We start from the raw sequence: 26,081 nt of genomic DNA, 5'->3' as shown, positions 1-26,081 counted from the left end.
GCGTTTCGAGGTGTTCGAGATGCACATGGTAATTTACGCTCTGGTAGAAGAATCGACCCACGACGACGCACTGGCCAGCGGAAAGTCGGTGTTCGACCGCCTGGTCGGCGCGGACCCACACGCCGGCGCAGTCTTCGACTACCACGTGACTTTTGATAAGGAAGACACGTCCGTTGCGGGGAAGGCGCGATGGGGTGAGTTGCCGACTGCAGCCCCCGTCGACTCCGATGCCGGCCAAGACCTGCTTGAGCGTGGCTGGGAGGCGACGAAAGAGGAGTTCGAGCGCAATCTCGAACGGGTGAGGGAGGCACTTGACGAACTTTCCGATGAGGAGATCATGCGCGACGAAGATCTCGCTCGGCACGCCTTCCACCAGGTCGGCGCCTACGACGGGCCAACGATCTTCCTGTACAACGAATATGCGAACGGGATCCGTCACCGTGAGCAGCTGGATCGAGTGCTGGAGGAGAGCGAGGAACTCTGGATCGTGCCCGCCGACGTCCACTTCTAACAGATGTCCCGGATCACAAATTGGAAGCGCGAGAGTCGGTCGCCCACACTCGCATACCGGAACACCGAGACCGGAGCTCGGGCAGTCTTACACCGAGCACCGGACTCGTACCGCTACAAGTGGCGTGGCGTAATCCTCGTCGACGGCTACCCAGTGTGGTCGCGGGGGTACGAGACGAAAGACGCGAAATCGTTCCGTAACGAGCTCCGGGAACGGCCAGCGCCCGAACTGAGTTGTCCCGAGTGTCCGAACAGCGATGTGGCAATCGGCGGAAAAACGGCTGACGGCGCGAAGGTTCAGCGTTGGTTCGAGTGTCGGAGCTGTGGGTACGAAGCATCCTCGAGAATCGTGTACGGCGCCGAGCGCTGATTGATTGGAACGTATCTGCGATGGTGTTTATTTTTGGGCCAGAATGGGTGGCCCGTCTCAATCGGGCCAGATCCACAGATGAGTCTGGAAGTCATCGACCGCCACAGCGAAGCACTGTTCGAGTGCCTCTGGTGTCCCGTCTGCGGACACGAGGTATTCAGTCACATTCCCTTCGAAGGTGTGTTCTGCAAGAACTGCAACACACAGGTCGAACTCCAAGAATCCCGAGAGACACGCGGATACGAGGAGGCCGTCCTGGCCTGCTTCGACACCCACTCAACGTGGAACCTCCACGTCGACGAGAAGCTCCGTCGCGACCTACCCGATGGGTCGGCACGGGTGAAGATCCTCGGCGCACCGGGTGCCTACAAGGTCGACTGGTGGAGTCCAGCACCCGGCGATGACTGGCAGCCGGTCGAACGAGGCGAGTTCGACGATGTCGACGAACCAGCCGATATCTCCCATCTCGCGTAGGGGCAAGCAGTCCCTGGGACTGTTTTTCACCCCCTGAGGGGTGCGGGGGTGCTCGAACGAGTAGCTCCCGAACAGACCGATGAGTAGACCTAGCGACACACACTCGATTGAACAGACACGCCCAGCGAGCGACTGCGACATCGCCTACGTCGGATATCGGCAGAGCGGGCAGGCTATCGTTGAGAAACGTCCCGGCCAAGAACGGCTCACGCCAGAACGGAGTCTCGCGCTGGTGAATCACAGTCCCTCGGGATTCGAATGGGGATATGGTGGTAGTGGTCCGGCGCAACTCGCGCTCGCACTCCTCCTCGACTACACGGATGACGAAGCGTTCGCTCTCGACCACTACCAGGCATTCAAAACCGAGGTCGTGAGCCAACTGGACTGTGCTGGGTCTGCTGGACGCTGGCGACTCACCGGGGCCGAGATCGACGCAATCCTTCACGAAACACCCGGCGAGCCGGCCGCACCGTCCATCTAAATACCAATCACCGAAAGAAATCCATGTCAGAACATACCCAACCATCTCGTACGGATGGCGAATCGGCTGAATCGAGCGAACAGACGACACGAACGGAGTACGTCGAACGAAGTGACGTCGGCGTCTCCCTCACCGTAAAGATCAAGCGTGGAACCGGCACCAGGGACCAGGACGAGGTAATCGCGAAAGCGAAAGGCAAGACCCTCGAAGACGCTCGCGAGGACATGGAAATCCTTCGGGAGTACATCCACGATCTCGCGGAGGACGCTCGCCAAATCCAACCCGAAGAAGACGGGTAACGGCGAGGGCTGTTTTTTGTCGCCTCAGCAGTGGCGGAGGCGATTATCAGTGAGCAACCCTGACGGTCAATCGACTGACGTGAGCGAGCTTTCACCAGAACAACGGCTCGAACCCCCGAATACGCGGCTCATCAACGCTGGTATCGTGACGATCAACGATATGGAGACGCTGCGAGCCTGCGTCGCCTACGAGAACGCGAATCAGCAACGGGTCCAAATCCTCCGCCGGCTTGAACAGCGGGCCAGCGAACTCCGCGCACAAGACGATTGACCCAACGCCCGGAGGTGTCTGTCGGAGCCTCGGTGGGTGGAGGCTCAATCCAGATGAGCGATCGACCAGAGATCGAGATTCAACGACAGACCGCATTCGGTGACGATGGCCAACTCGAAGTAACCGAAACAAGCGTCGAGACCTCGCTTGAGGACTTCGGCGCTGACGTGGATCATCGTGACCGGGATTCACGTCTTGATCAGCCCGAGGCGTGTGAGTTCGGCGTCGACGATCGGCCCGAAGTTGAGCAAACATCCGAGGGAGATCAGTCAACACTCTTCGCTGATACGGACGAGAATCAGCAGACCCTCGCTGGCGGCGATGCAGCCGCTCGCTGTCTCTTCGAAGAATAGACTTGCCTCTATCGATTGATTGTCTGATAAATTGTTATGGTCTGAACTATAATAGTCTGTATTCTAATTTTGAAGCGAGGCTGAGGGGCTAATAGCCGGTGGTGGTTTTTCGACCCCCAGCAGGGGTGCGGGGAATCCGAACGCCCGCATTCAACGATGGAGACGAATTCGACTACCGACCCACGAGCAGTCGTACAGGATGCGGATGAGCGATGGCAGGCGAGTACAGACTGCGTTGAGTACGTCGGAATGCGTGTCGACGGAACGCCAGTGGTCCTGAACCTCACCGCACACGAACGCCTCTCCCCAAATCGAAGTCTCGGTCTCGTGCGGCATAGCCCGGCGGGATTCGACTGGGGCTATACGGGAAGCGGACCGGCACAGCTCGCCTGTGCGCTCCTCCTCGATTACACCGACAACGAAACTGTCGCCCAGCAACACTACATCCAGTTCCGCAACAACGTGGTCAGTCAGTTGGTGTGTGATGGCCCAGCCGACTGCTGGCACCTCACCGGAGAGGAAATCGAGGCGGCACTCGCCGAATTCGAAGAGTACCGAGCACTCACGCCAGATGGTGGGACGCCGTCATCGTCACTGCCGGCGAATTGGAGTGCGGTGAGCCGGACAGATCGGACAGTCTTCCAACGTCGGGATATCGACCACTACGTCGTCCTCGCCGAAGGGAGCGAGGAGTGGTTGATCATACTTTGTGCGCAGGGGGACCGGGCGTATCCTGCTCCGCTCGACCATCGAACGCTTCCGGTCGAGAACGACCCTGCCTCAGCCGTTCAGGCACTCGTCACTGAGAGTAACGACCTCGTCGAGCCTGAGGAGGACATCTGATGGAGAACATCCGACTCTCGCGGGCCACGTACCAGCTCATCGAACGCGCCGTCACGGCGCTGGAGTGCATCGGCCGAGAACTCGAGCGATACAACGACCGGCACGAACGAACAGGCGGGGAAGACACCGACGAGACGAATCCCGGCGAATCATGACTGGCGAAGCGACGCTTGACGACTTCGAGACCGAGAATTCAGCTGGTAAGTCCCGCTCGCTCACGCTGGAAGAGCGACTCCTCACCCCAATTTCCCCGTCCATCGGTCTGCGGGTGATTCCCGGGCGCGGCACTCCGCTCTATCTCCAAAATCGGGGAAGCGAGCGGTATCTCTTCCGCGACGACCACGATCGGTGGTTCATCCTCCAACCGTCGGCGAAAGACTCTGAACAGGCGTTCGTCCGCTGGGTGTATCTCCCAGCAGACAGGCCCGAACGGCTGGTGCAGTCGGCGCTTCGTCGACGGACGGTGATCGGGTACGACTACGTCCGGCGGTCGGTTGCACCAGACCCAATCAGATCAACGGTGACGGCGATGTTCGTCACGGAACGCTGGCCCGAGACAGCCTACGAATGTGGATCGTGTGAGACGCTGTTCGATACGGCACGAGAGCACGCCCTCCATTGCTGGGATGTTCATCCCTGGGTGCCGAATCCAGAGCAGGTGCGCCGTCGACGCCACGCCGACGAGTGAATTGAAGAGCCGAAGCCAGGTGTCGGGACCGTCCAGATGATTAACCAACAGTACTGGATTCTTGGGTAGAATGTTGGTTAAGAGTGGTTGTTTTTGCGCCCGTGAGAGGGGCGCAGGGCGCGTGATGAGAGCGCCGGCGCGGGTGACGAATTCGATTTCGAGGTGACTGCAATGAAAGACCCAGAATCCAGAACCGTGTTCGCTGGCGTCGACGGACGAACCGATACAGAACTACCCGACTGGTACCGCCGGAAGAAAACGATCGACGAACCGAAGTCCTTCGCCGAGACGATGCGTGACCTCCCGCAGGCCGTCGAGACGACAGTCGCATACCGGAATCCCTACTCCGACGAGTGGGTCGAAACGGAGCGCTTCAACGCCTTAGTCGAGCCGACGAGAGCGCGCGACCACGCGACAGACGATGAGCCCGACGCAGACCCACTATTTCACGTTCCTACGGACAGTTACGCGATCATCAATCCGGTGGACGTGTACAGGCCCTTGGAGGAAGTCCTTCGCGAGGAGACCATCGACGGGACGCCGCTCGGGAACGTGATGTTCGGCGAGATTCGTCGCTACCGGGGCGGCGGCGAGGTCCATATGGACATCATGTTCGACGGTCTCGAAGTCCGGCTTCCCGGCCGGGCGGACCCGATCACGATGGGTGTGACCTCCGGCTACGACTTCTTCGGTGAGCACGCCGTCTACGTGGAGGGATTCGCTCAGGACGGGTACTGCTCGAATTCGATGCGCTCGCTCACCGATAAAGAGGTCATCAAGCACGTCGGGGACGTGCGGGACTTCCGAACCTGGTGGGAGGAAATTCTCACACAGGTCGAACTCGTCGCCGACGATCTCTTCGAGTTCATCCGAGATGCGCAGGAGATCGATCTCGAGTTCTCCGAGCTCCCGTTCACCGTCACGGAGTTCTACAGTCTGCTTGGCTTCCCGGACTACCTCGCAGAGCGTGCTGCCGAGGATACCGAGGCGAACGCGGCGTCACCGTTCGAGATCGATATGTGGACGCTGCACTCCGGCGCAACGTACGCGCTCACCCACTTTTTCCAGGGGAAAGAGGGCACGTCCCTCGATCAGTACGTTCGCGTTGCGAACGACATCCTGTTCAACCCGGAGGGCACCATCGAGCGCGTCGAACGAGCCTACGAGGAGGAGCTGGAGGCGGACGGCGACGACGGGTCGCAGGCGTCGCTCGCCGGCGAGCGGGCCCTCGCGAGCATCGAGCGTGTGAACGAGGACCTGCAGGCCAACGTTGAGCAGTTCGAGGAGCGAGAGGATGCGCTCCGTGAGCGGTTCCAAGATGCGATGAGCTGATTGTCGGAGCGGCGTTCACTGAAACGATCCTCAAATAACAGCTTACGTGAGCGGTTCCGGTTCCTCATTATATTCGACTGCTAATTCGACATCCTCAGGACCGAGTTCATCGCGTTCCGCTCCCAGCGTCTCAAGAGCGTCTTTAACAGGGAAGAAATCTGGCTTCTCGAGTGCATCTTCTGTCGCCCAACTGTATCGAACCGTTTGCTCGGAATCGATGAGGAACACGGCACGCTGCGGGACGCGCTCGTGGTTCTCCCATCCGTCATAACAGACATCATATGACTCGGCAACGCTCCCGGAGCTATCACTAAGTAACGGGAAATTGAGGTCGTATTCCTCGGCGAATGCTCGGTGGGCGTAGACGCTGTCACCAGAAATTGCCCAAACCTCGAGAGCTGGTGTCAGCTGGAACCACTCTGCATCGCTAATCGCACACAATTCGTTTGTACACACAGGACTGAAATCAAACGGGTAAAAGACCAGCAACGCAGCCCGATCATCCGCAGTTGTCTCATCCAAGCTGTACTCGGTTTGTGCTCCGTCACGGAGACCTGGAAGAGTAAACGACGGTGCAGACGCTCCCTCGTTTATCATGTGTCACAGTAGCACACGGAGAAAGGATAGTCTTTGGGCCAACACTCTGGCCTGACTTATTGACCCCCAGATATGGGATCAAGTTCACTAGAACCTGTACGTCAGGATTTCGCCGTCGCCCACTCAAGAAGAGGTTCTAATCTCGAACGAATCTCATCCCCCTGGTCAGTTAGCGCGTATTCGACACGCGGTGGGATTTCATTATACTGCGTCCGTGAGACGAGTCCTGCCTCCTCGAATTCGTCGAGGCGTTTCGAGATTGTCGACGTGCTCGCTGTGGGGAGGTGCCCCTCGATCTCCGCGAACCGCAGCGAATCGTGTGCGCCGATGATGCTGACGAGTTGCATCGCGTATTTCTGGCTCAATGTGTCGATGACGCCTGTGAGCGGACAGTAGCACGTCCCGTCGACATCGCACGTGGGCGCCGATGAGGTAGTATCTGCCATAGCTTCGTAGCCTCCAACCTTCTCTGTAGCTTCGGACTCTGGAGTATAAGAACTTCCCGTCGTAAAGTATTGGCACTGATGACCCACACCTCTGACTATGATCTCGTGATTCTCGGCGGTGGCGCCGCAGCCTTCGCCGCGATCACTGAAGCGAGCCGCCGAGATCTTTCAACGGCGATGGTGAACACCGGCCTGCCAATCGGCGGGACGTGCGTGAACGTCGGCTGTGTCCCGAGTAAGCATCTGCTCGCCGTCGTCGAGAACGGCGCTGCAGCGGCGGAGAATCCTTTCGACGCCGTTCGATACCCTGAGGAACCGACTGTCGACTGGGCCGACGCACTCGACGGCACCAACGAACTCGTCGAGCGGTTCCGGCAGGAGAACTACGTCGACGTCGCCGAGCACTTCGAGACCGACATCTACGAGGGCTACGGCCAGCTGGTCGACGACACGACAATCGAGGTCGTCGACGGCGCCGATGAGGGCGCGCACATCACTGGAGAGAAAGCGCTCGTCGCGACCGGAAGTTCACCGTGGGCGCCACCTATCGATGGCCTCGACGACGTTGACTACTACACGAGCGAGACAATCCTCGAGGAGCGCGACCTTCCCGAGAGTATCCTGATGCTCGGTGGCGGGTATATTGCACTGGAGTGGGGCCAGATCCTCCACCGCGTCGGCGTCGACGTGACGGTTCTCCAGCGCTCCGACCGCATCCTCTCGGACATGGAAGGCCAACTTGGTCGCGAGATGCAGCGCGCGTTCGAGGAAGAAGGTATCGAGGTGGTCACCGGCAACGACTTCCGGCGCGTCCACGCATCAGCAGCCGACGGGGGAGCCGAAGCGATACAATCAGGCGTTGCCGTCGAAACAACTGTCGACGGCACCGAACGAACGATCACCGGTGACGCGCTGTTCGTCGCGACAGGCGTCCAGCCCAACAGCGAGGGCATTGGTCTCGAAACGGTAGGAGTCGAAACGAACGACGACGGGACAGTCCACGTCGACGAGCACTTCCAGACGACGAATCCCGACGTCTACGCAGCGGGCGACGTGATCGGCGAGCCCGAACTGGAGACGGTCGCCGCCAAGGAGGGCAATCACGCCGTCAAGAATGCCTTCGGCAACGAGGGCGTCAGCATCGACTACGATGCCGTCCCCGCAGTCGTCTTCACCAGCCCCGAAGTCGCAGCCGTCGGCACGACCGAACGCGAGTATATGGACGAACACGGCACCTGTTCGTGCCGTACTGTCCAGATGGAGGACGTCCCGCGGGCGAAGGCGGTCAAGAACACGGATGGCCTCGTCCAAGTCGTCAAACACCACGAGACCGACGAAATCGTCGGCGTCCACATGGTCGGGCCCCGTGCCGCCGACATGATTATGGAAGCGACGCTAGCGGTGAAGGTCGGCCTCACCGTCGACGACATCATCGATACTGTCCACCCGTTCCCGACGTTCTCCGAGGCGATCAAACAGGCCTGTCAGGCGTTCCGACGGGACACGTCGACGATGAGTTGCTGTATCGAGTGAATCTCACTCCGGGTCGGCCGGCGCAGTACTGCGGAGGAGCATCGTCTTCACGCGACCGACCCCATCGAAATCACGGAGCCGATACACGAGTTCCCGCACCCGCGCCGCATCGCCATGACAGAAGACGGTCTCTAAACACCACTCGCCCTGGTGGGTATGGCTCATCGTTTCGATGATGTCCTGAAACTGGTGCTGGGCCGAATGGAGGTCATGAATTACCTCGTGGTGCTGGTAATCGAACGCCAGTACAGCGACGACCTCTCCTGAAACCTCTTCGAGCTGTGAATGTCCCTCAATGTATTCCTGCATCGCTTCACGAATCGCCCGCGAGCGGGAGTCCAACCCCTCAGCCTGCCACGTCTCATCGAACTCCTCGAGAATATCCTCAGACACGTTCAAGCTCGTGCGCATACTCCCCAATTGGTCCCCTACTGTCTTGACCCCTCGATTATTACGGAATTCCCGTTTCAGTCTTAACAACCGCTATACAGCGCAGGGATAGAGGAATAAATGATGCTCCACGGTGAGGCGTTACCAGTATTGGTCGGCGCGATTGCGCTCGGATTTGTGCACGGCATCGAGCCCGGACACGGATGGCCGGTTGCCGCGAGTTATGCGCTCGATCAATCCAACAAGTGGCTCTACGGCCTCGCCAGCAGTTTGCTAATCGGCATCGGCCACCTCATTAGCAGTCTGGCGATGGTCGGCGTGTTCTTCTATGCGAAATCCTACTTTCAGCTGACCCAAGTGAACGAGCCGATCTCGATTCTTGGCGGCATTACCATCGGCGGTCCAGTGAGTATCGTTGCAGGCGTTTTACTCATCGGACTCGGGGTTCGAGAGTACACACACGGTCATTCCCACCAGCACGAGGACGAACATGGGCACAGCCATGGACACGACCACGATAAGCATACGGAGGAGCAGTCGAGCCACCACAGTCACGGCACGTCACCCACGCACGAACACTCCTCAGATGGGCTTCTTACACGCGTAAAAACTCGGCTTCCAGGAATCGGCGGGCACTCCCACGAGCACGGAGCCGATCCAGGTACTGACGCCGACCGCGGACTACTCGGAATCGCCTGGTTCGCATTCGTCCTCGGGTTCGCTCACGAGGAGGAATTCGAGATTATCGGCCTCTGTGCCGGTTCGACGTACTGTCTGGAACTCATGACCGCATATGCGCTGACGGTCATCGTCGGTATCGTCGGGTTAACGATGCTCCTCATCGCCGGCTATCAGGAGTATGAAGAAACGGTGGAGAAGTATACACCGTACCTGCCACTGTTCTCAGCGACCGTCCTCGTCGTCATGGGACTCGGCTTCATCGCCGGCGTCTTCTGAATCACGTCGAACGCTCTCCACCGTCCCATTCTCAGTGAGGTCAATAAGCGCGCGATTTAGCAATTCCCGAAGGACGAACTCCTCGTAATGCTGTGTTGCACAGTACTCGCACGGCTTCATTTCTCGTGCCACCGCTTCGATGTCGTCGCCGTGCTCCCCATAGAGCGTCTCAACGAGTCCTGATAATTCGGCTGTCAGGGTTTCCTGCGCCCCAGCGAGCGTCTGCTCAGCGTCCTCTGGAAGGTCATACGAGAATATCCGCGTGTTCGACTTGTAGTACTTCCGCGTCCCCCCACCAGCTTCCTCGAGACGGGCGATCTCAACCATCCCTGCGTCCTTCAAGACGTTCACGTGGTGGCGCACCGTCGTCTCCGCCTTTTCCTCGCCACGACGATGCAGTTCATCGTGGATTTCCTCAATCATCATCTCCTCGGCTGCGAGCATGTCGAGGATCTTCGCCCGAACGTCGTTCTCCAGTGCCTTCGCTTTCTCCGGGTCCGTCGTCACGACTTCACGGATCGGCACGTCAGATTCGAGGAGCGGCATTATTGTGACGAGGTAAGCGGACGACGACGGTAAGAGTAACGCCACGCTCCCGACAGCAGTATCAGTACTTCGAAACCGCTATGAGTTTCGTCATAATGGTTATCCGCGTCGCACGATAATCAATAGGCACGATGGGAACGACACACGAACAATTCAACGTCGGGGGGATGTCCTGCTCGTTTTGCGCCGAAAGCATCGAGAAGGCCTACAGCCGGACCGACGGCGTCGAGGACGTCGACGTGAGTCTCGCCCACGAGGAAGTTCTCGTTGAATACGACGACGACCTGCTGAGCGAGGTGGCGGTGAAGGACACACTCCGGGACCTCGGCTACACCATCCGAGATCCAGACAAGGCGAAACGATACGAGCAGCAGCAGGCCGAACTCGCCGACGGGAAGCGCCGCCTCCTCATCGCCGGCGGCGCATCTATCGTTGTCGCTGCCCTGATGGGATGGATGATTTTCGTAATGGGACGCTTCGAGTCAGCGTCACCGGCGATGGATCTGGCGGCCTTGGGGCTGGCCCTCGGGACGATGTTCGGTCCCGGGCGCTACATCAAACAGAAGGCGTTCCAGAGCCTTCGCCGGGGGATCTTCAACCAGCACGTCCTCCTAGAGGCGGGCGCCTTCGCAGGGCTCCTCGGTGGGTTACTCGGCCTGTTTGTCTTCTCGAGCTTCCCGACCGTCCACTTCTTCGCCGTCTCCGTGTTCATCACCACCTACCACATCCTCTCCGAATATACGAGCCTCATCGTCCGCACACGAGCCTCACAGGCCGTGCAGAACCTGCTCGACCTCCAGCCCGACACAGCACGCCGCGTCAGTGATGGCGGTGACGTCGAGGAAGTTCCCCTTGACGACCTCGACGTCGGCGACTACGTCCGGGTCAAACCTGGCGAGAACATCCCCGTCGATGGGACGGTCGTCGAGGGAGAGTCCACCGTCGACGAGTCAGTCGCCACCGGTGAGTCCATCCCCGAGGAGAAAACGGGCGGCGACACGGTGATCGGTGGCAGCGTCAACGAGACCGGGACGCTGCTCATCGAGGTAACTGCAACCGGGGAGGACGCGTTCCTGAATCAGGTGGCACGCGAGATCGAGGAGGCGCGGGCGATGAAACCCGGCATTATTCAGCTCGCCGACCGCGTCCTCAAGTACTTCGTCCCAGGCGTCTTGACGATTGCCGCGCTCTCGTTCCTCTTCTGGGTGGTCGCACCGCTCGCGTGGGGGGCAGCTCCCAATGTCCAGCGCGGGGCGTTCGCAGCGCTGGCCGTTCTCGTCCTCGGTTATCCGTGTGCGCTTGGGATGGCGACACCGCTCGCCCTAATTCGGGGTGGCGGGAAGGCGGCGAACCGCGGCATCCTGATGCGCTCCGGCGACGCCTTCCAGATATTTCCCGATGTCGACCACGTTGTGTTGGACAAGACCGGCACCATCACCGTCGGCGAACCCGCCGTCAGTGAGGTCGTCGCGTTCGGTGCCGACGAGGTGGATGTACTCACGACTGCAGCCAGTGCAGAGGCGTTCTCCGAGCATCCTCTCGCTGATGCAATCCTCGAATTCGTCGACGAGCAAGATGTCGAGGTCGCTGACCCCGATGCTTTCGACTCCGTGACCGGCAAGGGCGTCCGGGCAACGGTAGCCAGCGACGACGTGCTGGTCGGGAAACCGGGATGGCTCAGCGACGAGGGAATCGACCTGTCGAAGGGCGGCGACGACATTGAGCGACTCCAGGGCCGGGGCCTCACCGTTGCTGGAGTTGTTCGTGGCGGTGACCTCATCGGCTTGATCGGCATAGGCGACGAAATCAAAGCCGACGCCGCCGAGACCATCCAGCGGATGCGCGACGCCGGTATCACGCCCGTGATTCTCACCGGCGACAACGAACGCACCGCACAGGCTGTCGCTGAGGAGGTCGGCATCGATCGCGTTATGGCCGACGTCCTCCCCGACGAGAAACGCGAAGAGATCGGTCGCCTGCAGGAAGCCGGCCACCGTGTGGCGATGGTCGGCGACGGCATCAACGACGCGCCGGCACTTACGCAGGCGGACATCGGCATCGCAATCGGCGCAGGGACCGACATCGCCATCGAGTCGGCGGATATCGTCCTGATGGGCCACCGGCTCGGCGGCGTGATGGACGCCTACGAGATTGGGAACGAGAGCTATCGAAAGACCTGCCAGAATCTCGCGACAGCCTTCGCGTTCAACGGTATCGGCGTCGCCGCCGCGACGACCGGGCTCGTTCACCCGGTGTTCGCGATGCTCGCGATGGTGCTGTCCGTCTCAGCCGTCCTCGCCAACAGCTTCGCCGGGCAGCTCCTCTCGGGCGAGGATGTCAACACCGAGTTCGCCCTCGATGAACGAACGGGCGGTGACGTGAGCGACGGCCGAGCGGCGGCCGATTAGGCCACGACGTCGTACCCGGCCTGTTCGATTGCCGCGTTCACCTCATCATCGGAGACCTCATCCCCGAGGACCACATCGACCGTTTCAGCGTCGTGGTCAGCGTCGACCCGATTCACACCATCGAGGTTTCGCAGGGCGGTCTCCACGTTCTATTCACACCCGTTGCACGACATCCCGGTGACGGAAACCGTCTTTCGCTCCATACGAGATTATAAACACTCGCGGGGGATGGCCATTACGGTAACTGTTGTATCGGTTTTAACCCTATTAGAGGTGGGGCGTCATCGTCCGGAGAATTGTTTGTGTCGGCCCCAAAGGGGTGGAGGCTCTTCGAGATGGGGACTACTGACGACGAAGAGAGTAACGAATTCCCTCCAGAGAAGCGTCTGGAAGCGTCGAACACACGCCTGATCAAGCCAGGGATCGCGACGATTCCGGATATGGAAACCCTCCAGGAGTGTGTTGCCTACGAGAACGCCCACCAGAACCGAACACAAATCCTGCGCCGGCTCAAGTGGAAGGCCGAAGAGTTGCGTGAGAACAAAGAGTAAGCTCTATTCTTAACCAACACACTCTGCTTGAGTTCCCCCTATTGTTGGTTAATCTGCTGTGCCTCGGTTTTTCCGGCCCCTGAAAGGGTGCGGGGCAGCCAGCAGCGGCCTCGCGAGCCTAATCATGTCCCTCGAGCTGAGCTCCAGCGCCAGCACCGCCCGCGAAATCGCCGCCGCCAGACAAACAGACTTCGTGGCGTTCCTCCACCGAGCTCCCTTCGCCGGCGATGCTCTCGCCCTCGGATTTCTCCCCGGATTTCGGGAAGATTGTGGATATCAAACGGACCAGTATCAAAACCTCAATATTCCTGTTGGAATGCTCGACAACGATTTCCGGAATCCCGATTTGGAGCGGTTCGTCGACCGCTTTTTCGAGTACGAACCACGGGTCGGGGTCATCGGAGACGTCGATGATATCGACGACGTCGACGCCCACGTCGCTGCTGCTCGTGAGATCCAAGCGAGCTACCCCGAGGCCGAGCTCATCATCGTTCCGAAGTCGCGGGCGGTGATCGACGCGATACCCGAAACCCTCGTCCTCGGGTATTCAAGGGGATACGCCGACCGCCTGGCCCACGAGTTCTCCGATCCGGCAGACTGGCGCGGTCGGCGCGTCCACATCCTTGGCGGAAGCCCACCCAAGCAGCTCGACGCCATTCGACAGCTGACCAGACCGACGCTCTCTGACGATCCGCCGGCCGACATCGTCGGCGTTGACTGGAACGGACTGCATCGCGGCGCACAGTTCGGCGAGTTCTGGACGGCTGACGGCTGGGACGACAGCGGTCGCGACGCCGACCACGTCACCGTGCGAAAGACGGTGCGCCATAGTCTCGCTCGCATCCGCGAATTCTGGCAGTCACATGGGATCTGGCCCGAGACGACACCAGAGGACGCTGGGTTACACTTCGAGTACGAGGGACCGAGTCCTGCCGATCTCGAACAGGCAGCTTGTACCGAATGCGGAGCGAACGTCTGGCGAACACGTCGCGGCCCCTTCGTCGCTGAATACGATACCGGTGCAGTCTGTGGGTACTGCAGTTACGAGTGCTACTTCATCCATCGCCATCGGAACGACCTCGAGGAAATCGCTGGCGAACAGAGTGTCTACATCCCTCCAGCATGACGCAGCGTGCTGTTTTTCGAGCCCGGGGAGAGGGCGGAGGCTCGGTCGTGAGCCTTCGTCCAGAGGTGACTTTCCGTGAGCCAGCAACAAACTGTAGACGACGTTTCAGTCGATGAGATTTCGATCGATATCTCGAACACCCAGTCCGGGGAGATAGAACCAGCCGACGTGCCCGGAGAAATCGAGTCGATCACCCGTGGTCTCGCAAGCGAACAGCCACCGACGAACCCACTGGTCGTCCTCAAAGCGGCTCGCTGGTGGTACATCCATGGCAAGGGCGGCACGGATCCTGCCTTCCGGTGGGCCATCGAGTGGGCGCGCCACCTTGCGACTGACACGCCTAGCGACGTCGAGCGGTTCGACGAGTTTCTCAAGTACCTCGTCACGGTCGGCTTCGCTGACGAAATCCACGAGCTCCGCTAACCGACAGAGCGGTTTTTCTTCGCCCCCTGGAGGGGTGCGGCGCGTTCTGAACTGCTGCAGTCGCGGTAACCTCGATTCGGTGAACACAATGGCTACGACCAGTAATCCGTCGGTTTCCTTCGAGGAGACCGACACGCGACACGACGAGATGCACAGTACCATCGAAGACTGGATCGACGAGCTCGTCGCAGATGTCGACGAGGCAAAAGCCAGCCAGCAGTTCCAGGAGTGGCTCGATGTCCAGTCCCGATTCCACGACTACTCCCATCGCAACACCCTCTTGATCAAGCTCCAATGTCCCGAGGCGACCCGCGTGGCGGGCTACAATACGTGGAGATCGGAGTTCGACCGGCACGTCCAAGAGGGCGAACAGGCGATCTGGATCTGGGCACCCATTATTACGAAGCAGTGCCCGGAGTGCGAGAATTCGCCGAGCTACCACGAGCAAAGCGACTGTGACTACGACGAGACATCGCCCGAGGAGTGGTCCAAAGGACTGGTTGGATTCAAACCAACGGCAGTCTTCGATGTGTCTCAAACCGAGGGCGAACCGCTCCCCGAGTTGGAAACCGAGGCCACTGGTAACGCCGACGACCTGGTGCCAGCGCTCCTTGATGCGGCAGCTACGCTCGATATCGACGTCCGTGTCGTCGACGCTGCTGAGTGGGAGCATGGCGACGCAAAAGGCGTCTGCAAACACCGGAACCTCCACGAATGCCAACCCGTCGTCGAAGCGAAAGATAGAGCGAATCAGGCCGACCTCGCGGTGACGCTGATTCACGAGTACGCCCACGCGCTGCATCATTTCGATGGCGACGACGAGCCCGAGCGCGCAAAACGCGAGGTCGAAGCGGAAGCCGTTGCGTACATCGTCGGCCGGTATTTCGACCTGGATACGAGCGGTTCAGCGTTCTATCTTGCCGCGTGGCAGGACGACGATGCGGAGAGCATTCAGGAGCGTCTCGGCCGGATCAGTTCGACCGCTCAGGAGATCATCGACACAGTTGTAGAGGGCTGAACACCCCCTTCCCGGCTGTTAACCAACGCCGGAGGGTACTCTGTCGACATTGTTGGTTAATTCGTTCGGCGTCCCGACCCCGTGTGTTTCGATCGGTCCCGAGACATACCCATCGACAGTCGATGTTATCGTTCAGAATCGATTCGGCGCTGCTGGTCACGAAGGAACTCAACGACGGCATCGATATCCTGCTCGGGAACCGTTTGCTGTTCGAAGACTCCTTTGAATGCATCTGCAAAATCCTCCGACGTGAGGCGGTTGAGGACAGTCTCGATGCGACCAGCGAGCTTCTCGGACTCTCCGCGATGCAGATGAGTCGCGATCCGGTCGAAATCCGCGCCAGCAGCCAGCACCACCAGATCCCGAGAGTCTGCCTTGCGGCCACTGTGGAGTTTCACCGCGAACAGCAACTCCCGTTCCGGAATCCTGGCTGTTACCGGGCGCCCGGTTCGCAGTTCCTCGGTGACAGAGTGCTGGGCCAGATAGCGATACGACCATTCAGCTTCCGTTTGGCGACAGCCCAGCGCGTCCACCATCGCGTCGAACTGAACCGGATTCCCGATATCTTTCGTAAACCGGATAGTCCGGCCCTCGTAGAGCTCGTTTCGCTCGACGTCGGCCGTTTTCTCGTAGCCGCGGGCGGTGAGAAGGTCGGTGTAGTCGTCGACCGCTTGGGCCGGAATGACGACGTCGACGTCCGTGGTGAAGCGCTGATTGAACGCCGCGATCGCCCACCCACCGACGAGCACGTACGGCAGGTCAGCGTCAATGACTGTCTCCAGGGTGTCCAGCAGCTCGTCTTCGCGTTCGCCGAGGCTCATGCATTGAGACGCGGATCCTCGTGGGACGCGTCGATATCACGGTCGTACTCGTCGGCGATCATCTCCAACGCTGGCTCGTAGTTCACCCGGTACTCCAACATGTGCTCGATTGTCTCGTCCAACGGAATGACCGGATTGCCGTCGACCCACTCGCGAGTGATCTCCCCACTCGTCGGGAACAACACGTACGAGACGGTCGCGTCGTAGTCGCTCGCATCCGGCCGCTCTTCAATCCGGCTCGGAATCCCGAACTCATCAAAGAACGCCGTCCACTGTTCGACGTCCTGATCGGCGACCTGGATGAAGATCGGATAGTCGTCGTGGCCGCGGGCGATCTGATAGCCGCCGTGGGTCCAGACGTAGACGCCGTCGATTTTCGTGTACGCAAAGGGCATCCCGGCGAAGTGCGGAATGACGTAGCCGTCGTCGATCGAGGGGGGAACAGCGCGAGAGATGGCCGCGACGAGATCGTAGTAGCGATCCCTGACAGCGTAATTCTCGATGTAAACGCCGTCCTCACGCCGGATGAAGCCTGCGTCCTCCAACCGCTCGATCCAGTCGTAGACCCACGAGTAGGAGCCGTCGATCTTCTGGGCGATTCGCCGGATCGAGTCACCCGGCCGGGCCGCGACCATGATCTTCGCCGCGGTCTCGTCGACGTACTCCATCATCGCTAGTTATTGGTATCGCATCTAACGGTATTAGTCTTGTCCCCCGTATTCCCTATAAAATTATCTCTATACAGATATACCATTCTTGGCTCCGGTAATCCGATCCGGCTCAGAATTTGAGCGGAGATGAATTAACCAACAGAGGATACGATGGATCGCTATTCGTTGGTTAAGTTTTTCAGCGCCCGCCGAAGGGCGGAGGCGCAGTCCCGTCTCCACGAACTATGACCGACCGATATCTAACGACCGTTCTCGACGAGGCAGAGCGAGTCGCAGAGCACCATGAGCAGGTCGCCCAATCTTCGGACCATCCGGAACACGAGTATCTCAGGTACGCCGTCCTTCGGCTGCTCGAAGGAGAGGCTGACGACACATCGGTGGAAGTACCGCAGATTGACGGCGTGACTGTCGGCTACGGAGAGGACGACGCGATGTGCAACAGCTGGGACGACGACGTCGAGTGGTGGGAGACGGTTCCGCCGCAGGAGGCATGTACTCGGTTCCGGGTGTTCTACCCCGACGAATACGACGCTGTTCCGCGAGTCATCGTCGACGTGATGGCAGCACTCGGGGCGTGGCGTGTCTGGACTGGGAGCGCTGCCGCCTGTGGCTCCTACGACCATCGCGAGCGGCGGGAAGTCCACTATCTGTGGCCGGAGGGGCATCCGGTCGAGGCCCTGGTTGCGAATCGGCTCCAGGATCCCGAAGCTGCGGTTGCCCCAGACGGCGGCCGCACCGGCGACGTACGCGATCGGATGGTCGTCACGGAGCACTCAACCCAGCACGACGACCTCGAGCCGCGAACCAGCCGTGCCGTCGACGAATCGATGGCCGTCTCGCTGCTCGAAAAGGGTGGCCGCTATGAGGTCCGATCGGCGTCCGGAAACTGGTATGAAGTCGACGTGATCAGCGAGTCGTGTACGTGTCCAGACTGGCGGAAGCGTACGCCCGAGGGCGGCTGTAAACACCTCCGGCGAGTCGATCAGGAGATCAAGCAGGGGCGGGTCCCACGACCTGATGGGCGTCTCCCCTCGAACTCGTAGGATCGCCCAGCGTTCGAGATCTCCCGAGGCTACTGTAACATCAGACGAAACTCCTTGATGGAGAGTTTCGAGTAGTGAGACGGCTGCTGGAGAACCGGTGAGAACAGTTGGCAGCAACTTAACCAACAAAACTATGCAGTTTGCGCCTGTGTTGGTTAACACAGATCGGCCCATGTCCTACGAGCCACCGACGCCCCCAGCGGACCTCCCCACCGACGTCATCGACACACTCAACGACTATTCACCCGAGCTGCTCCGAGACGTTGCCCACTATGCCGAGGACCTCGCCGAGCATCGCGAGCGCCAGGCCCGCCTTGCCGAAGCGGAGGAGGAAGACGAGATCGACGAGCGACCCGATGACCTCCCCGATGATGTCCCGACGAAGGCGACGATCACGATCAAGGAGATCAACGACAACCGCTACTACTACTGGCAGTGGCGGGAAGGAGATCGCGTCAAATCAAAGTACAAATCCCCAGTAAATCCGGACGAGTAGACGGACTAGTACCTCAGTCGGATGGCCAGTTGTTCGGGGAGACACCCCGTCTGCGAAGTGAAAGACGCAGGGTACGAGAGAAGTCCCGAGTTGATGAGTGAGGATCCGGTCACTGTCGACGAACTCGTCGAGAAAGCCGACGAGTATCTGCACGAAGCCTCACCCACACCGGAAGAATACGAAGCGCTGAAACAGAGTGTTGCGGAGCTCACGCCGATCTTCTCAGCTGAGAATTCGTACTTTGTCCTCGGCAGCTACGGGAAACCCGAAATCCGTCCTCTCCAGCTCGTAAAAGATCGCCTCAACCGACAGCCCGGTGCGTACGCGTTCCTGATGATCGACATTCGAAGCGAGTGGACGAATACCTACCTCAAGTTCCGGCTGCTCGCCGATCATACAGACGTCATCCTGGGCGTCACCGAACACGCCCAGGGCTGCTTCCTCGTCGAGCAGGGCTACTTCACAGCCCTTGAGGAGTACTTCGCGAAGACGCACGTGTTCAAACACGACGTACAATACGATAGATGTGGACGCGATCGACACAAACGTAGCCGTCGAGAGTCCCTACAGTGGAATGCAGACCGCGATCTTCGAGATGCTCAACGATGCTAGGCGTCTCTGCCGGTGGACGACTGAGGACGACCTCGTCGAGTGTACCGAGGCTCTCGTGAGTGATCAGGAATACCCGTAGACAGAGACGAATCGGTTACTCCCACCCCCGACGTTTCTGTCGTTTCTCCACGAAATCCTGTTCACCGATGGCCCAGACAACAAATGAACTCGAACAGGAAGACATCCCCCGTTTTCGAGTAGTAAGTGCGGGGGTGAATCCGTGCAAGATTGGGTCTTCGAACCACGAACCCTCACGGGATAAGTAGTCCACTGGAGAGCGATTGCAAATGCTCGTAAATGAAATGTCGTTTAGATTTTGTCAGACACTCCACTATTGCCAGTAAAATCGGAGGGTAAGACGCTATTAGATGAAATTGGCAACGGTGGTCCTGGTAGTAACTAGTCGGATTGATTGGGGCAGGGAGTTACTGGCAACACCGGAGAGGGTACTGGATAAACTGGCACTGACGGTTGCGCGGTTACTGGCAAAAGTGGAGAGGGTATTGGCAGTACTGGTGTTGGCGGTTGAGAAGTCACTCCAGAACCCGATGCCGCTTGGCAGTTTCACGAATGTCGTTGAGCTCACCTAGTTCGCTCTCGAGTGCGTCGAGGGCCGACGACAGAGAGACATCAAGCTCGTATTCGTTGTAGTTCCCGCGTCCACTCGACGAGTCGACCAACCGTAAGATCCCGTGGAGGCTCAAATCCGACAGGTGGTCGTGTACTCGCCTGCGTTTCAGTGGTTCACTGCCGTGATTACGAAGAACCTCTCGATAGCGCTCATAGATCAGTTTCGTCCGTTCGGGTGTTTCTCCCTCTGCCGCTAGCTGACAGACAGTCAGCAATACATATTGCCCCTGCCGGGTCAACGAATGCATCCCTTCGACAACCTGTTGTCGTTGGATCTGATGCTCGGCCTCCCGAACGTGGTCTTCGGTGATTTTCGCCTCTCCACCCGCCATCGCGTCGTTCTCGGCGATATCAGCTGCTTTCCGGAGTAACCGTAATGCCTGCCGAGCAGATCCCGAGTCCTGTGCAGAGAATGCTGCGCACAATGGGATTACATCTGATTCGAGGACATCGTCGTAGAGCGCGATATCGGCTCGGTGCTTGAGAATATTCTGCAGTTCAGTCGCGTCGTACGGAGGGAACAAGATTTCCTCTTCGCAGAGAGTGTCCTTGACTTTCGGAGAGAGGTTTTCTCGGAACTTGAAGTCGTTCGAGATGCCGACCACACCGATTTTCACATCGAGATCCAATTGCGAGCGTGCTCGTGGAAGCTCGTACAGAATATCGTCATCCGAGCCGATGTTATCGATCTCGTCCAGAACCACGAGAATAGTCCCACCGATCGACTCAAGGTCGTTGTAGAGTTCGTTGAAGATGCGTTTTTGTTGATACCCGGTTTCGCTCATCGGTTCGCGCGAAGACGAGACTGTGGTGAGAGGGTGAGAAGGAGAGCGAATCTCGTTCACGAGATTGACCGCTACCTGATAGGATGTGGTGCAGCCAGTACAGTTGAGTTCAATAACGTTGAGATCGACGTCGTCGTACTCTCCGGCGGATTCTTGCAGCTCCTCAAGAAGATCGTGCGTAGCAGCTGTCTTCCCGACGCCGGTAACGCCATAGAGAAAGACGTTGTTCGGTTGCCAGCCCTGAATGACGGGACGGAGAGCGGCCGCATATTCGTCGAGTTCTTCGTCCCGCTCCTCGAGTGTCTCTGGCTGGTAATCATCCCGGAGGACGTCTTTGTCTTGGATGATGAACGATTCTCGATTGAATCGGCCCATAGGCGGACTCAAGACGAAGAACCATCATAAAACCATGGGTTCCAGTATCACCACTAACCCACCACTCGAACCAATTATGCCAGTGTCGCATCCACTTATAAAACACACACACTCCACTATTGCCAGTAAACCTTTGCAACAACTGGAGGGGGTCAACGACCCCCTCTCTAATTAGCGATACTCTTAATACATTGTACGTTAAACCATACCCGCACTAACGAAAACTCCACTAGTTGTAGTAGGTTTAGATAACAGTAACTAGACTAGAGACGTGACAGTTTCTGCCCTCCCGTCCATTCTCCCCTCGTTACTGGCAATGGTGGAGTGAGAGAGGTACTTAAACGACGGTATTATTGGCAATACTGGCAACTCTGGTCGCCCTCTCCCTGCTACCATCGTTGCCTGGCCGATATTCCAGTCGAAATCTACCCTTCCCGACACCAGTCGATGATGACCGTGGACCTCTTTCGGTTAACCAACAAATCGTATGTATTAACCGTCTGTTGGTTAACTGCTCATGGCCTATGCTCGATTCGCAGTCGGCACTCAGTACTAGTATCCCGTGATTTCGGCGTTTCGCGATTCCGCAAGGGTTCGCTTGATTGCCGCTCGATCTCACCCAATCGGAGACAGGATATTACTGCATCGGCGACGCAGCTTCCGAACCGACGAGTGAGTACTCCCGGTCCCGGCTCGTGCCTTCCGCATCGACGAGGTTGTACTGGACCATCTTGGAGAGATACGTCCGCACTGTCCGTTTCGTCCGAGGATCGTCGACCTTCTCGGTATAGCGGTCGTGAATCTCGCTCGGCCCGAGTGGCTCGTGATCGCGAACAATGTTGTAAACGACGCGCTGGTGTGGCGTGAGTGAATCGATGCTCTTCTGCTTAATCTGGGCCCGGGCATCCTCGGCGGCGTCCAGGAGGATGTCGTTGGTGATCCGCTCCTGGTTCTCGCGGTCAGCCTTGCCGGCGGCTGTTCGAAGGATGCCGATAGCGAGGCGGGCGTCGCCGGCGGCTGCATCGGCGATCCGGTAGAGCTGGTCGTCGGTGATGACGTTCTCGTCGAGCCCCCACTTCGCCCGCGCACTCAGGATATCGTACAGCTGCTCGTCGTGGTACTTGTCCATCCGGACGTGTTCGCTGGAGCGCAGCCGGCTCACGAGGCGGTCGTCGACGCGGCTGAACAGCTCCTCTTCCTTGTTCGCGATGCAGATGATCGCGAACTGCGGGAGGCTGTGGAGATCGTAAATGACGCTGGGGTCCTCCAGCTGGTCGACCTCGTCGAGGATGACGACGGTTCGCGGGCCGTCGTGCTGCTGGAGGCGATCGACGAGTTCGTCGTGGGGCGTCGACTGCCGGTGGATGTCGATGGTCGCGCCGAGGTCGTCGAGGATCTGGTAGAGTGTCCGAAATCGGGTGTAGTTACGCCAGCAGTTGACGTAGGTGGCCTCGACGTCGAGCACCTCCTCACGTAGGCGTTCGGTGACGAACTGCGAGATGCAGGTCTTGCCGGCGCCGCTGGGCCCGGTGACGATAGCCGTGTCGGCGGGTTCACCGTTCGTGATGGGCTCGAGGACGCTGGAGAGGTGGTTGACCTCAGCGTCGCGATGCTCAACTTCCCGAGGGACGAACCCGGCGCGGAGAACGCGAGCATCGCGGATCATCTTTGATTGATAGACTGGTTTTCTGGCTAGTACTAAAAACGTGACCGGGTTGCTTCCGGAAACACCCCAATTAGCCCCCTCGAACCTAACAAAATCCTCTCGCAGTAACGCGATTCCTGTTAGTGGAAATTCAAGGCTTCCGGGATTTCCGGAATCAGGTCACGGGCGGGAACTAGTTACACCGGGATTTTGCCAGTCGTCGGCTTCGTGTTCACTCCAGGGGATGAGGTATACTCCGTTATCAGCGCGACTTTGACAGTCCAACTCATCCATCAGGTTATTCCAGCGTTCTTCGATCGTATTGCCGGACTGCTTGAGAAGTGACTTATCGAGTTCGTCGATCAGCTGCTCTTGGATTTTCTGGTGTCGCTCGCTTCCGTACTCGCCAAAGACATCCTCATATCCTTCTCCTCGGAGTAGTCGAACGAGTGTCGTGATACGGAGGGCCCGGTCCTCGCTTATGTTAAACTCCTCTTCTAGTCGCATACACATCCTGCCAGCCCAATCAGATGCGCCCATACTCCCCCCTCTTGTCGTCAGTATAATAGATGTTCGTGGGCCCAGACTAGAAGCAGTCAGGACATTCCCATACGTACCCCCGACTCTTGCGCCGGTCGCTTTTTGGCAATTGAAGTGACTCACAGAGGCCGCAGGTCTTGAATTCGGATTCGGGAATTAGTTCTATGAGCTTCTCCTTCCAGATCCGAATTTCAGCCTTCTTGATGTTGTTTCGTTCGTTCTCTACCTTGGAACTGTTCCTGTTGAATTCCCACTCTCGATTTTCGTTACGGCGCCATTCAGCCAATATTCGGAGAACCTCGTCTTGTTCGTCCACGCCATCAAGATCCTCTTGGCAGTCCTCCACGACATCTCGCCGAATTTTCGGTTCCACCTTGTCCCAGACCGCGGGGTTGCTTCCATCTCCTTCGTGCCGCTCTTCCTGTCGTTTTTGCTCCTCTTCCAGCTCCTCGATTCTGGCATCAAGAGACTCTCGTATCGGGGCGAGATCGGGTATACTCATACGAAGATACCACGACTGGAACGTCATAATATTCTGGTGCTGTACCGCTTCTGTCTGGTTTAAACAGGTGTTGCGAATCGCCTGATTCTATCGTGTTCAGCTCTCACGATCAGCGATCAGCCCGAATCGACACTATTCTCTGGGAATCAGGTGTCGTTTGACTTCTCTAGAACAATGATTGCAGAGTGCCGCTGGCATCGGGAGCGTATCTGGGGAGAATTCCCGGGTGTCGCCTGAACGGGCTTCATGACCACAGACGGTCGTCCCAGTTTCATTCTGTACGAGGTGGTACTTCGCCTTCCCCGATTGGCGGAGCGAGAATGCAGATTCGTCTTCTGTGGGATAATCGTCGTCTACAATATCTTCGACCGTTGCCGAGGAGATCCAGTATCTGCTGAGATCCGTCCACCAGGTGTTCGAGCATCGAATTTGCTGGCGGAAGAGCTGCCGGTAATCAACCGTGAACCGTTGCGAATCCTGCTGAATGAGGTCATCGGTGTGGAACTCGAGTGTCCGTGGGGATCGCTCTTCTCTGTTTGATTCAGGCTCTAACTCGATGGTCCACTCCGTTTTGACGTACGCTCCACCGGTGTATTCGATAGTGTCTGCGCTTACAGACTTGGTACGGTCACGAAGCCAACGAACGGTCGGTGGACGGAGCTTCTCAGTAAGTTGCTCTGAGAAGATGTCGTGTAGCAGTTCATCCGTGACGAGTGCGTCTTGGAGGGCGGTTCCGAGCTCTCGAGGTGCCGTCTGGTTCGTATAGTTCTCTGCCTGTGCGATGAGTGTCTCTCGAGCTTCGGCAATCCCATCGACGGTCAACCAGAATCCGTACGGTTCGTGACCATCGGTGAGCACTTCGCCATCGGTGAGCCGAACCAGCATCGGCCGGATATGGTCAGGTGCCGGAAACAGATGTAACTGGTATTGGTCGGTGACCGGGACTACTGGATAGGGGAACTCCTCTCTAGAGGGTACTCCCCCCTCGTTACGGGGTATGGAGAAGCCTCCCAGGTCTGCTACCGGGACGTGCCTTGGCATACACTCCGGGATACGATTCCAGTACGTCCCATATCGGTGGTCGCGAGGACCGCGATTAATTTGCATTGTGAGTAGACCGATTACCCCCAGTCACTTAGTATTCAGGGGGTAGTGGGGGGAGGGGCTATAGAAGAACTACCATACTACAAATCGGGAACTTAGACTAAGTAAAGGTTATAACATTCCCGCTAGGTGATGTGACTATCCAGATGACTCAGAAGACAATTGGACAGAACACCGGCCAATCGGGCCGGGTGAATCTGTCGGGACCCGAACTCGACCAATTCGATGCGGAGGTTGGGGACGCTATCAAGGTCGATGTCGCGGAGTCGAAGGGGATCGCCAAGGCGATCATCGAGAACAGCACGGAGTGTGAATTCGTAATCGTATCCAAACCAGAAGCCGATTCCTCACCCACGGAGGAAATCGATGAGTAGTGAGTACCCTTCTCTCTTCGAAAGCTGTCAGCCACGAGACGACGTCTTAGACGGCTCGCTCCAAGAGGAACAGTTCGCTGCGAAACTCTCGACTGTCGTCCACAACCCTGAGAAGGCAGCACCAGTCTATCGAGACCCCGACTCGTTCTACGATATGACCTATCCCACGGAGGGTCTCCGCACGCTGCTCTCCAATCTCACGGGGCGTTTCTTGGCGACCACAAAGTACGACCCCGGCTCGTATACTTCGAGCATTCTCTGTCTCGACACACGGTTCGGTGGTGGGAAAACGCACGACCTCATTGCCTCTTACCATCTTGCTGAGAACCCCGTAGATATTGACGACCTCTCGCACTACCTGCTGGACGGCGACGAGGAGCTTGCGGCCGACTATCAAGATGCGGTGGCAGAGGGCCTCGATATTGCGACGGGGGTCTTCATCGGAACGAAGGCTGATAGCAAGGATGCCCGCCATGCCGACGACGATCCGGATGCTCCGAATACCCGGACGATGTGGGGTGAACTCGCGTACCAGCTCTATGGGCTCGATGGCTACGAGTACCTCAAGGACTACGACCAAGACCGGGACGCCCCCGGTGAGGGGACGCTCTCGAAACTCTTCGCTCAGCACGACCAGCCGGCCCTCATTCTGATCGACGAAATCGCCGACTACATGAACAAAGCCGCGGGCACGCCTGTCGGCGACAAGACGCTCGCCGATCAGACGCTTTCGTTCGTGATGGCGCTCCTCGAAGCGGCTGCCGAGTCGGAGCACGTCACGGTCGTCTACTCTATCGCGGATACGGCGTTTGGTGAGCAGGCTGACCGGGTTCGTGATGGTGTCCGTGATCACATTGAGGAGGTCAA

Annotated in this window: 34 protein-coding genes and 1 pseudogene; 23 read left to right on the top strand and 12 right to left on the bottom strand. The window is 58.5% G+C overall.

Features of this window, described 5'->3' with window-relative positions; translation table 11 throughout:
- Positions 1–19: 19 nt before the first annotated feature.
- The 11 genes from C444_RS18085 (at position 20) to C444_RS18040 (ending at position 5,621) form a co-directional block, all read left to right on the top strand.
- Positions 20–511 carry a hypothetical protein gene (locus C444_RS18085; RefSeq protein ID WP_004594499.1) on the top strand — a complete coding sequence of 164 codons (492 nt, stop codon included), beginning with the start codon at positions 20–22 and terminating at the stop codon, positions 509–511.
- A 3-nt stretch (positions 512–514) separates the two neighbouring features.
- Positions 515–880 carry a DUF7568 family protein gene (locus C444_RS18080; RefSeq protein WP_004594498.1) on the top strand — a complete coding sequence of 122 codons (366 nt, stop codon included), beginning with the start codon at positions 515–517 and terminating at the stop codon, positions 878–880.
- 78 nt (positions 881–958) lie between these two features.
- Positions 959–1,354, top strand: a complete 396-nt coding sequence (locus tag C444_RS18075; protein ID WP_004594497.1) for a DUF7567 family protein — start codon at positions 959–961, stop codon at positions 1,352–1,354.
- Between the two features lie 79 nt (positions 1,355–1,433).
- Positions 1,434–1,835, top strand: a complete 402-nt coding sequence (locus C444_RS18070) for a DUF6166 domain-containing protein (protein WP_004594496.1) — start codon at positions 1,434–1,436, stop codon at positions 1,833–1,835.
- 23 nt (positions 1,836–1,858) lie between these two features.
- Positions 1,859–2,134: a DUF7389 domain-containing protein gene (locus C444_RS18065; protein ID WP_004594495.1), complete on the top strand. Its 276-nt coding sequence runs from the start codon at positions 1,859–1,861 to the stop codon at positions 2,132–2,134.
- Between the two features lie 49 nt (positions 2,135–2,183).
- The gene (locus tag C444_RS18060) at positions 2,184–2,405 is read left to right on the top strand and encodes a hypothetical protein (RefSeq protein ID WP_049909609.1); all 222 of its coding nucleotides are present in this window, start codon (positions 2,184–2,186) and stop codon (positions 2,403–2,405) included.
- Between the two features lie 53 nt (positions 2,406–2,458).
- Positions 2,459–2,758 carry a hypothetical protein gene (locus tag C444_RS18055; protein WP_004594493.1) on the top strand — a complete coding sequence of 100 codons (300 nt, stop codon included), beginning with the start codon at positions 2,459–2,461 and terminating at the stop codon, positions 2,756–2,758.
- Positions 2,759–2,914: 156 nt separating this feature from the next.
- Positions 2,915–3,601 (top strand): DUF6166 domain-containing protein, encoded by a 687-nt coding sequence (locus C444_RS18050; protein WP_004594492.1) that lies wholly within the window; start codon positions 2,915–2,917, stop codon positions 3,599–3,601.
- Positions 3,601–3,756 carry a hypothetical protein gene (locus C444_RS22460; RefSeq protein WP_004594491.1) on the top strand — a complete coding sequence of 52 codons (156 nt, stop codon included), beginning with the start codon at positions 3,601–3,603 and terminating at the stop codon, positions 3,754–3,756. Before C444_RS18050 ends, C444_RS22460 begins: the two co-directional genes overlap by 1 nt.
- Positions 3,753–4,289, top strand: a complete 537-nt coding sequence (locus tag C444_RS18045; protein ID WP_004594490.1) for a hypothetical protein — start codon at positions 3,753–3,755, stop codon at positions 4,287–4,289. Before C444_RS22460 ends, C444_RS18045 begins: the two co-directional genes overlap by 4 nt.
- A 171-nt stretch (positions 4,290–4,460) precedes the next feature.
- On the top strand, positions 4,461–5,621 hold the full coding sequence (locus tag C444_RS18040; RefSeq protein ID WP_004594489.1) for a hypothetical protein: 1,161 nt from the start codon (positions 4,461–4,463) through the stop codon (positions 5,619–5,621).
- Between the two features lie 42 nt (positions 5,622–5,663).
- On the opposite strand, the gene C444_RS18035 is transcribed toward C444_RS18040, so the two are convergent.
- Together C444_RS18035 and C444_RS18030 are read right to left on the bottom strand one after the other, a co-directional pair.
- A complete protein-coding gene (locus C444_RS18035) occupies positions 5,664–6,218 on the bottom strand; it encodes a redoxin domain-containing protein (RefSeq protein ID WP_004594488.1) in 555 nt (184 codons plus the stop codon).
- A 101-nt stretch (positions 6,219–6,319) separates the two neighbouring features.
- Positions 6,320–6,664, bottom strand: a complete 345-nt coding sequence (locus C444_RS18030) for a winged helix-turn-helix transcriptional regulator (RefSeq protein ID WP_004594487.1) — start codon at positions 6,662–6,664, stop codon at positions 6,320–6,322.
- A gap of 78 nt (positions 6,665–6,742) precedes the next feature.
- Here C444_RS18030 and merA point away from each other — a divergent pair, with 78 nt between their 5' ends.
- Complete coding sequence (merA, locus tag C444_RS18025; protein WP_004594486.1) at positions 6,743–8,197, top strand: mercury(II) reductase; 1,455 nt, start codon at positions 6,743–6,745, stop codon at positions 8,195–8,197.
- A gap of 3 nt (positions 8,198–8,200) precedes the next feature.
- Here merA and C444_RS18020 read toward each other — a convergent pair whose 3' ends face one another.
- Positions 8,201–8,608, bottom strand: coding sequence for a CopG family ribbon-helix-helix protein (locus C444_RS18020; RefSeq protein WP_004594485.1), 408 nt, complete (start codon positions 8,606–8,608; stop codon positions 8,201–8,203).
- Positions 8,609–8,710: 102 nt separating this feature from the next.
- On the opposite strand from C444_RS18020, the gene C444_RS18015 reads away from it, so the two are divergent.
- A complete protein-coding gene (locus C444_RS18015) occupies positions 8,711–9,544 on the top strand; it encodes a hypothetical protein (RefSeq protein WP_049909608.1) in 834 nt (277 codons plus the stop codon).
- Here C444_RS18015 and C444_RS18010 read toward each other — a convergent pair.
- Complete coding sequence (locus C444_RS18010; protein ID WP_004594483.1) at positions 9,491–10,090, bottom strand: ArsR/SmtB family transcription factor; 600 nt, start codon at positions 10,088–10,090, stop codon at positions 9,491–9,493. The two genes, C444_RS18015 and C444_RS18010, sit on opposite strands and share 54 nt — an antisense overlap.
- Before the next feature lie 131 nt (positions 10,091–10,221).
- Here C444_RS18010 and C444_RS18005 point away from each other — a divergent pair, with 131 nt between their 5' ends.
- Positions 10,222–12,498 carry a heavy metal translocating P-type ATPase gene (locus C444_RS18005; protein WP_004594482.1) on the top strand — a complete coding sequence of 759 codons (2,277 nt, stop codon included), beginning with the start codon at positions 10,222–10,224 and terminating at the stop codon, positions 12,496–12,498.
- Here the strand turns inward: C444_RS18005 and C444_RS18000 are convergent.
- Positions 12,495–12,644, bottom strand: a complete 150-nt coding sequence (locus C444_RS18000; RefSeq protein ID WP_004594481.1) for a heavy-metal-associated domain-containing protein — start codon at positions 12,642–12,644, stop codon at positions 12,495–12,497. The two genes, C444_RS18005 and C444_RS18000, sit on opposite strands and share 4 nt — an antisense overlap.
- Positions 12,645–12,833: 189 nt before the next feature.
- Here C444_RS18000 and C444_RS17995 point away from each other — a divergent pair, with 189 nt between their 5' ends.
- The 4 genes from C444_RS17995 (at position 12,834) to C444_RS17980 (ending at position 15,616) form a co-directional block, all read left to right on the top strand.
- Positions 12,834–13,049, top strand: coding sequence for a hypothetical protein (locus C444_RS17995; RefSeq protein WP_004594480.1), 216 nt, complete (start codon positions 12,834–12,836; stop codon positions 13,047–13,049).
- 124 nt (positions 13,050–13,173) lie between these two features.
- Positions 13,174–14,175, top strand: a complete 1,002-nt coding sequence (locus C444_RS17990; protein WP_004594479.1) for a DUF6610 family protein — start codon at positions 13,174–13,176, stop codon at positions 14,173–14,175.
- A 75-nt stretch (positions 14,176–14,250) separates the two neighbouring features.
- A complete protein-coding gene (locus C444_RS17985; protein WP_004594478.1) occupies positions 14,251–14,598 on the top strand; it encodes a hypothetical protein in 348 nt (115 codons plus the stop codon).
- A gap of 88 nt (positions 14,599–14,686) precedes the next feature.
- Complete coding sequence (locus tag C444_RS17980; RefSeq protein WP_004594477.1) at positions 14,687–15,616, top strand: ArdC-like ssDNA-binding domain-containing protein; 930 nt, start codon at positions 14,687–14,689, stop codon at positions 15,614–15,616.
- Between the two features lie 125 nt (positions 15,617–15,741).
- On the opposite strand, the gene C444_RS17975 is transcribed toward C444_RS17980, so the two are convergent.
- Both C444_RS17975 and C444_RS17970 read right to left on the bottom strand, forming a co-directional pair.
- On the bottom strand, positions 15,742–16,437 hold the full coding sequence (locus C444_RS17975; RefSeq protein ID WP_004594476.1) for a nucleotidyltransferase domain-containing protein: 696 nt from the start codon (positions 16,435–16,437) through the stop codon (positions 15,742–15,744).
- Positions 16,434–17,105, bottom strand: coding sequence for a helix-turn-helix domain-containing protein (locus C444_RS17970; RefSeq protein ID WP_049909607.1), 672 nt, complete (start codon positions 17,103–17,105; stop codon positions 16,434–16,436). The genes C444_RS17975 and C444_RS17970 overlap by 4 nt, the downstream gene beginning before the upstream one ends.
- Before the next feature lie 227 nt (positions 17,106–17,332).
- On the opposite strand from C444_RS17970, the gene C444_RS17965 reads away from it, so the two are divergent.
- The 3 genes and pseudogenes from C444_RS17965 to C444_RS17955 all read left to right on the top strand — a co-directional run bounded on the left by C444_RS17965 (position 17,333) and on the right by C444_RS17955 (position 19,338).
- Positions 17,333–18,151, top strand: a complete 819-nt coding sequence (locus tag C444_RS17965; protein WP_004594474.1) for a hypothetical protein — start codon at positions 17,333–17,335, stop codon at positions 18,149–18,151.
- A 172-nt stretch (positions 18,152–18,323) separates the two neighbouring features.
- The gene (locus C444_RS17960; RefSeq protein WP_004594473.1) at positions 18,324–18,647 is read left to right on the top strand and encodes a hypothetical protein; all 324 of its coding nucleotides are present in this window, start codon (positions 18,324–18,326) and stop codon (positions 18,645–18,647) included.
- Between the two features lie 93 nt (positions 18,648–18,740).
- Positions 18,741–19,338: pseudogene (locus C444_RS17955) on the top strand (hypothetical protein).
- 454 nt (positions 19,339–19,792) lie between these two features.
- On the opposite strand, the gene C444_RS17950 reads toward C444_RS17955, so the two are convergent.
- The 5 genes from C444_RS17950 to C444_RS17930 all read right to left on the bottom strand — a co-directional run bounded on the left by C444_RS17950 (position 19,793) and on the right by C444_RS17930 (position 24,621).
- The gene (locus tag C444_RS17950) at positions 19,793–21,049 is read right to left on the bottom strand and encodes an orc1/cdc6 family replication initiation protein (RefSeq protein ID WP_004594472.1); all 1,257 of its coding nucleotides are present in this window, start codon (positions 21,047–21,049) and stop codon (positions 19,793–19,795) included.
- 637 nt (positions 21,050–21,686) lie between these two features.
- Complete coding sequence (locus C444_RS17945; protein ID WP_004594471.1) at positions 21,687–22,715, bottom strand: Cdc6/Cdc18 family protein; 1,029 nt, start codon at positions 22,713–22,715, stop codon at positions 21,687–21,689.
- A 159-nt stretch (positions 22,716–22,874) separates the two neighbouring features.
- Positions 22,875–23,234: a hypothetical protein gene (locus C444_RS17940; RefSeq protein ID WP_004594470.1), complete on the bottom strand. Its 360-nt coding sequence runs from the start codon at positions 23,232–23,234 to the stop codon at positions 22,875–22,877.
- 46 nt (positions 23,235–23,280) lie between these two features.
- Positions 23,281–23,736 (bottom strand): hypothetical protein, encoded by a 456-nt coding sequence (locus C444_RS17935; protein WP_152420829.1) that lies wholly within the window; start codon positions 23,734–23,736, stop codon positions 23,281–23,283.
- A 132-nt stretch (positions 23,737–23,868) separates the two neighbouring features.
- Positions 23,869–24,621, bottom strand: coding sequence for a hypothetical protein (locus C444_RS17930; RefSeq protein ID WP_004594468.1), 753 nt, complete (start codon positions 24,619–24,621; stop codon positions 23,869–23,871).
- Positions 24,622–24,986: 365 nt separating this feature from the next.
- Between C444_RS17930 and C444_RS17925 the strand changes: the two genes are divergently transcribed.
- Both C444_RS17925 and C444_RS17920 read left to right on the top strand, forming a co-directional pair.
- Positions 24,987–25,214: a hypothetical protein gene (locus C444_RS17925; protein WP_004594467.1), complete on the top strand. Its 228-nt coding sequence runs from the start codon at positions 24,987–24,989 to the stop codon at positions 25,212–25,214.
- Positions 25,207–26,081, top strand: an 875-nt coding sequence (locus tag C444_RS17920; protein ID WP_004594466.1) for a DUF499 domain-containing protein, incomplete at its 3' end; no start/stop codon positions are given. The genes C444_RS17925 and C444_RS17920, both read left to right, overlap by 8 nt.

It is taken from the genome of Haloarcula japonica DSM 6131 (assembly GCF_000336635.1).
GTDB lineage: Archaea > Halobacteriota > Halobacteria > Halobacteriales > Haloarculaceae > Haloarcula > Haloarcula japonica.
This window is presented reverse-complemented; position numbering and strand designations above follow the sequence as displayed.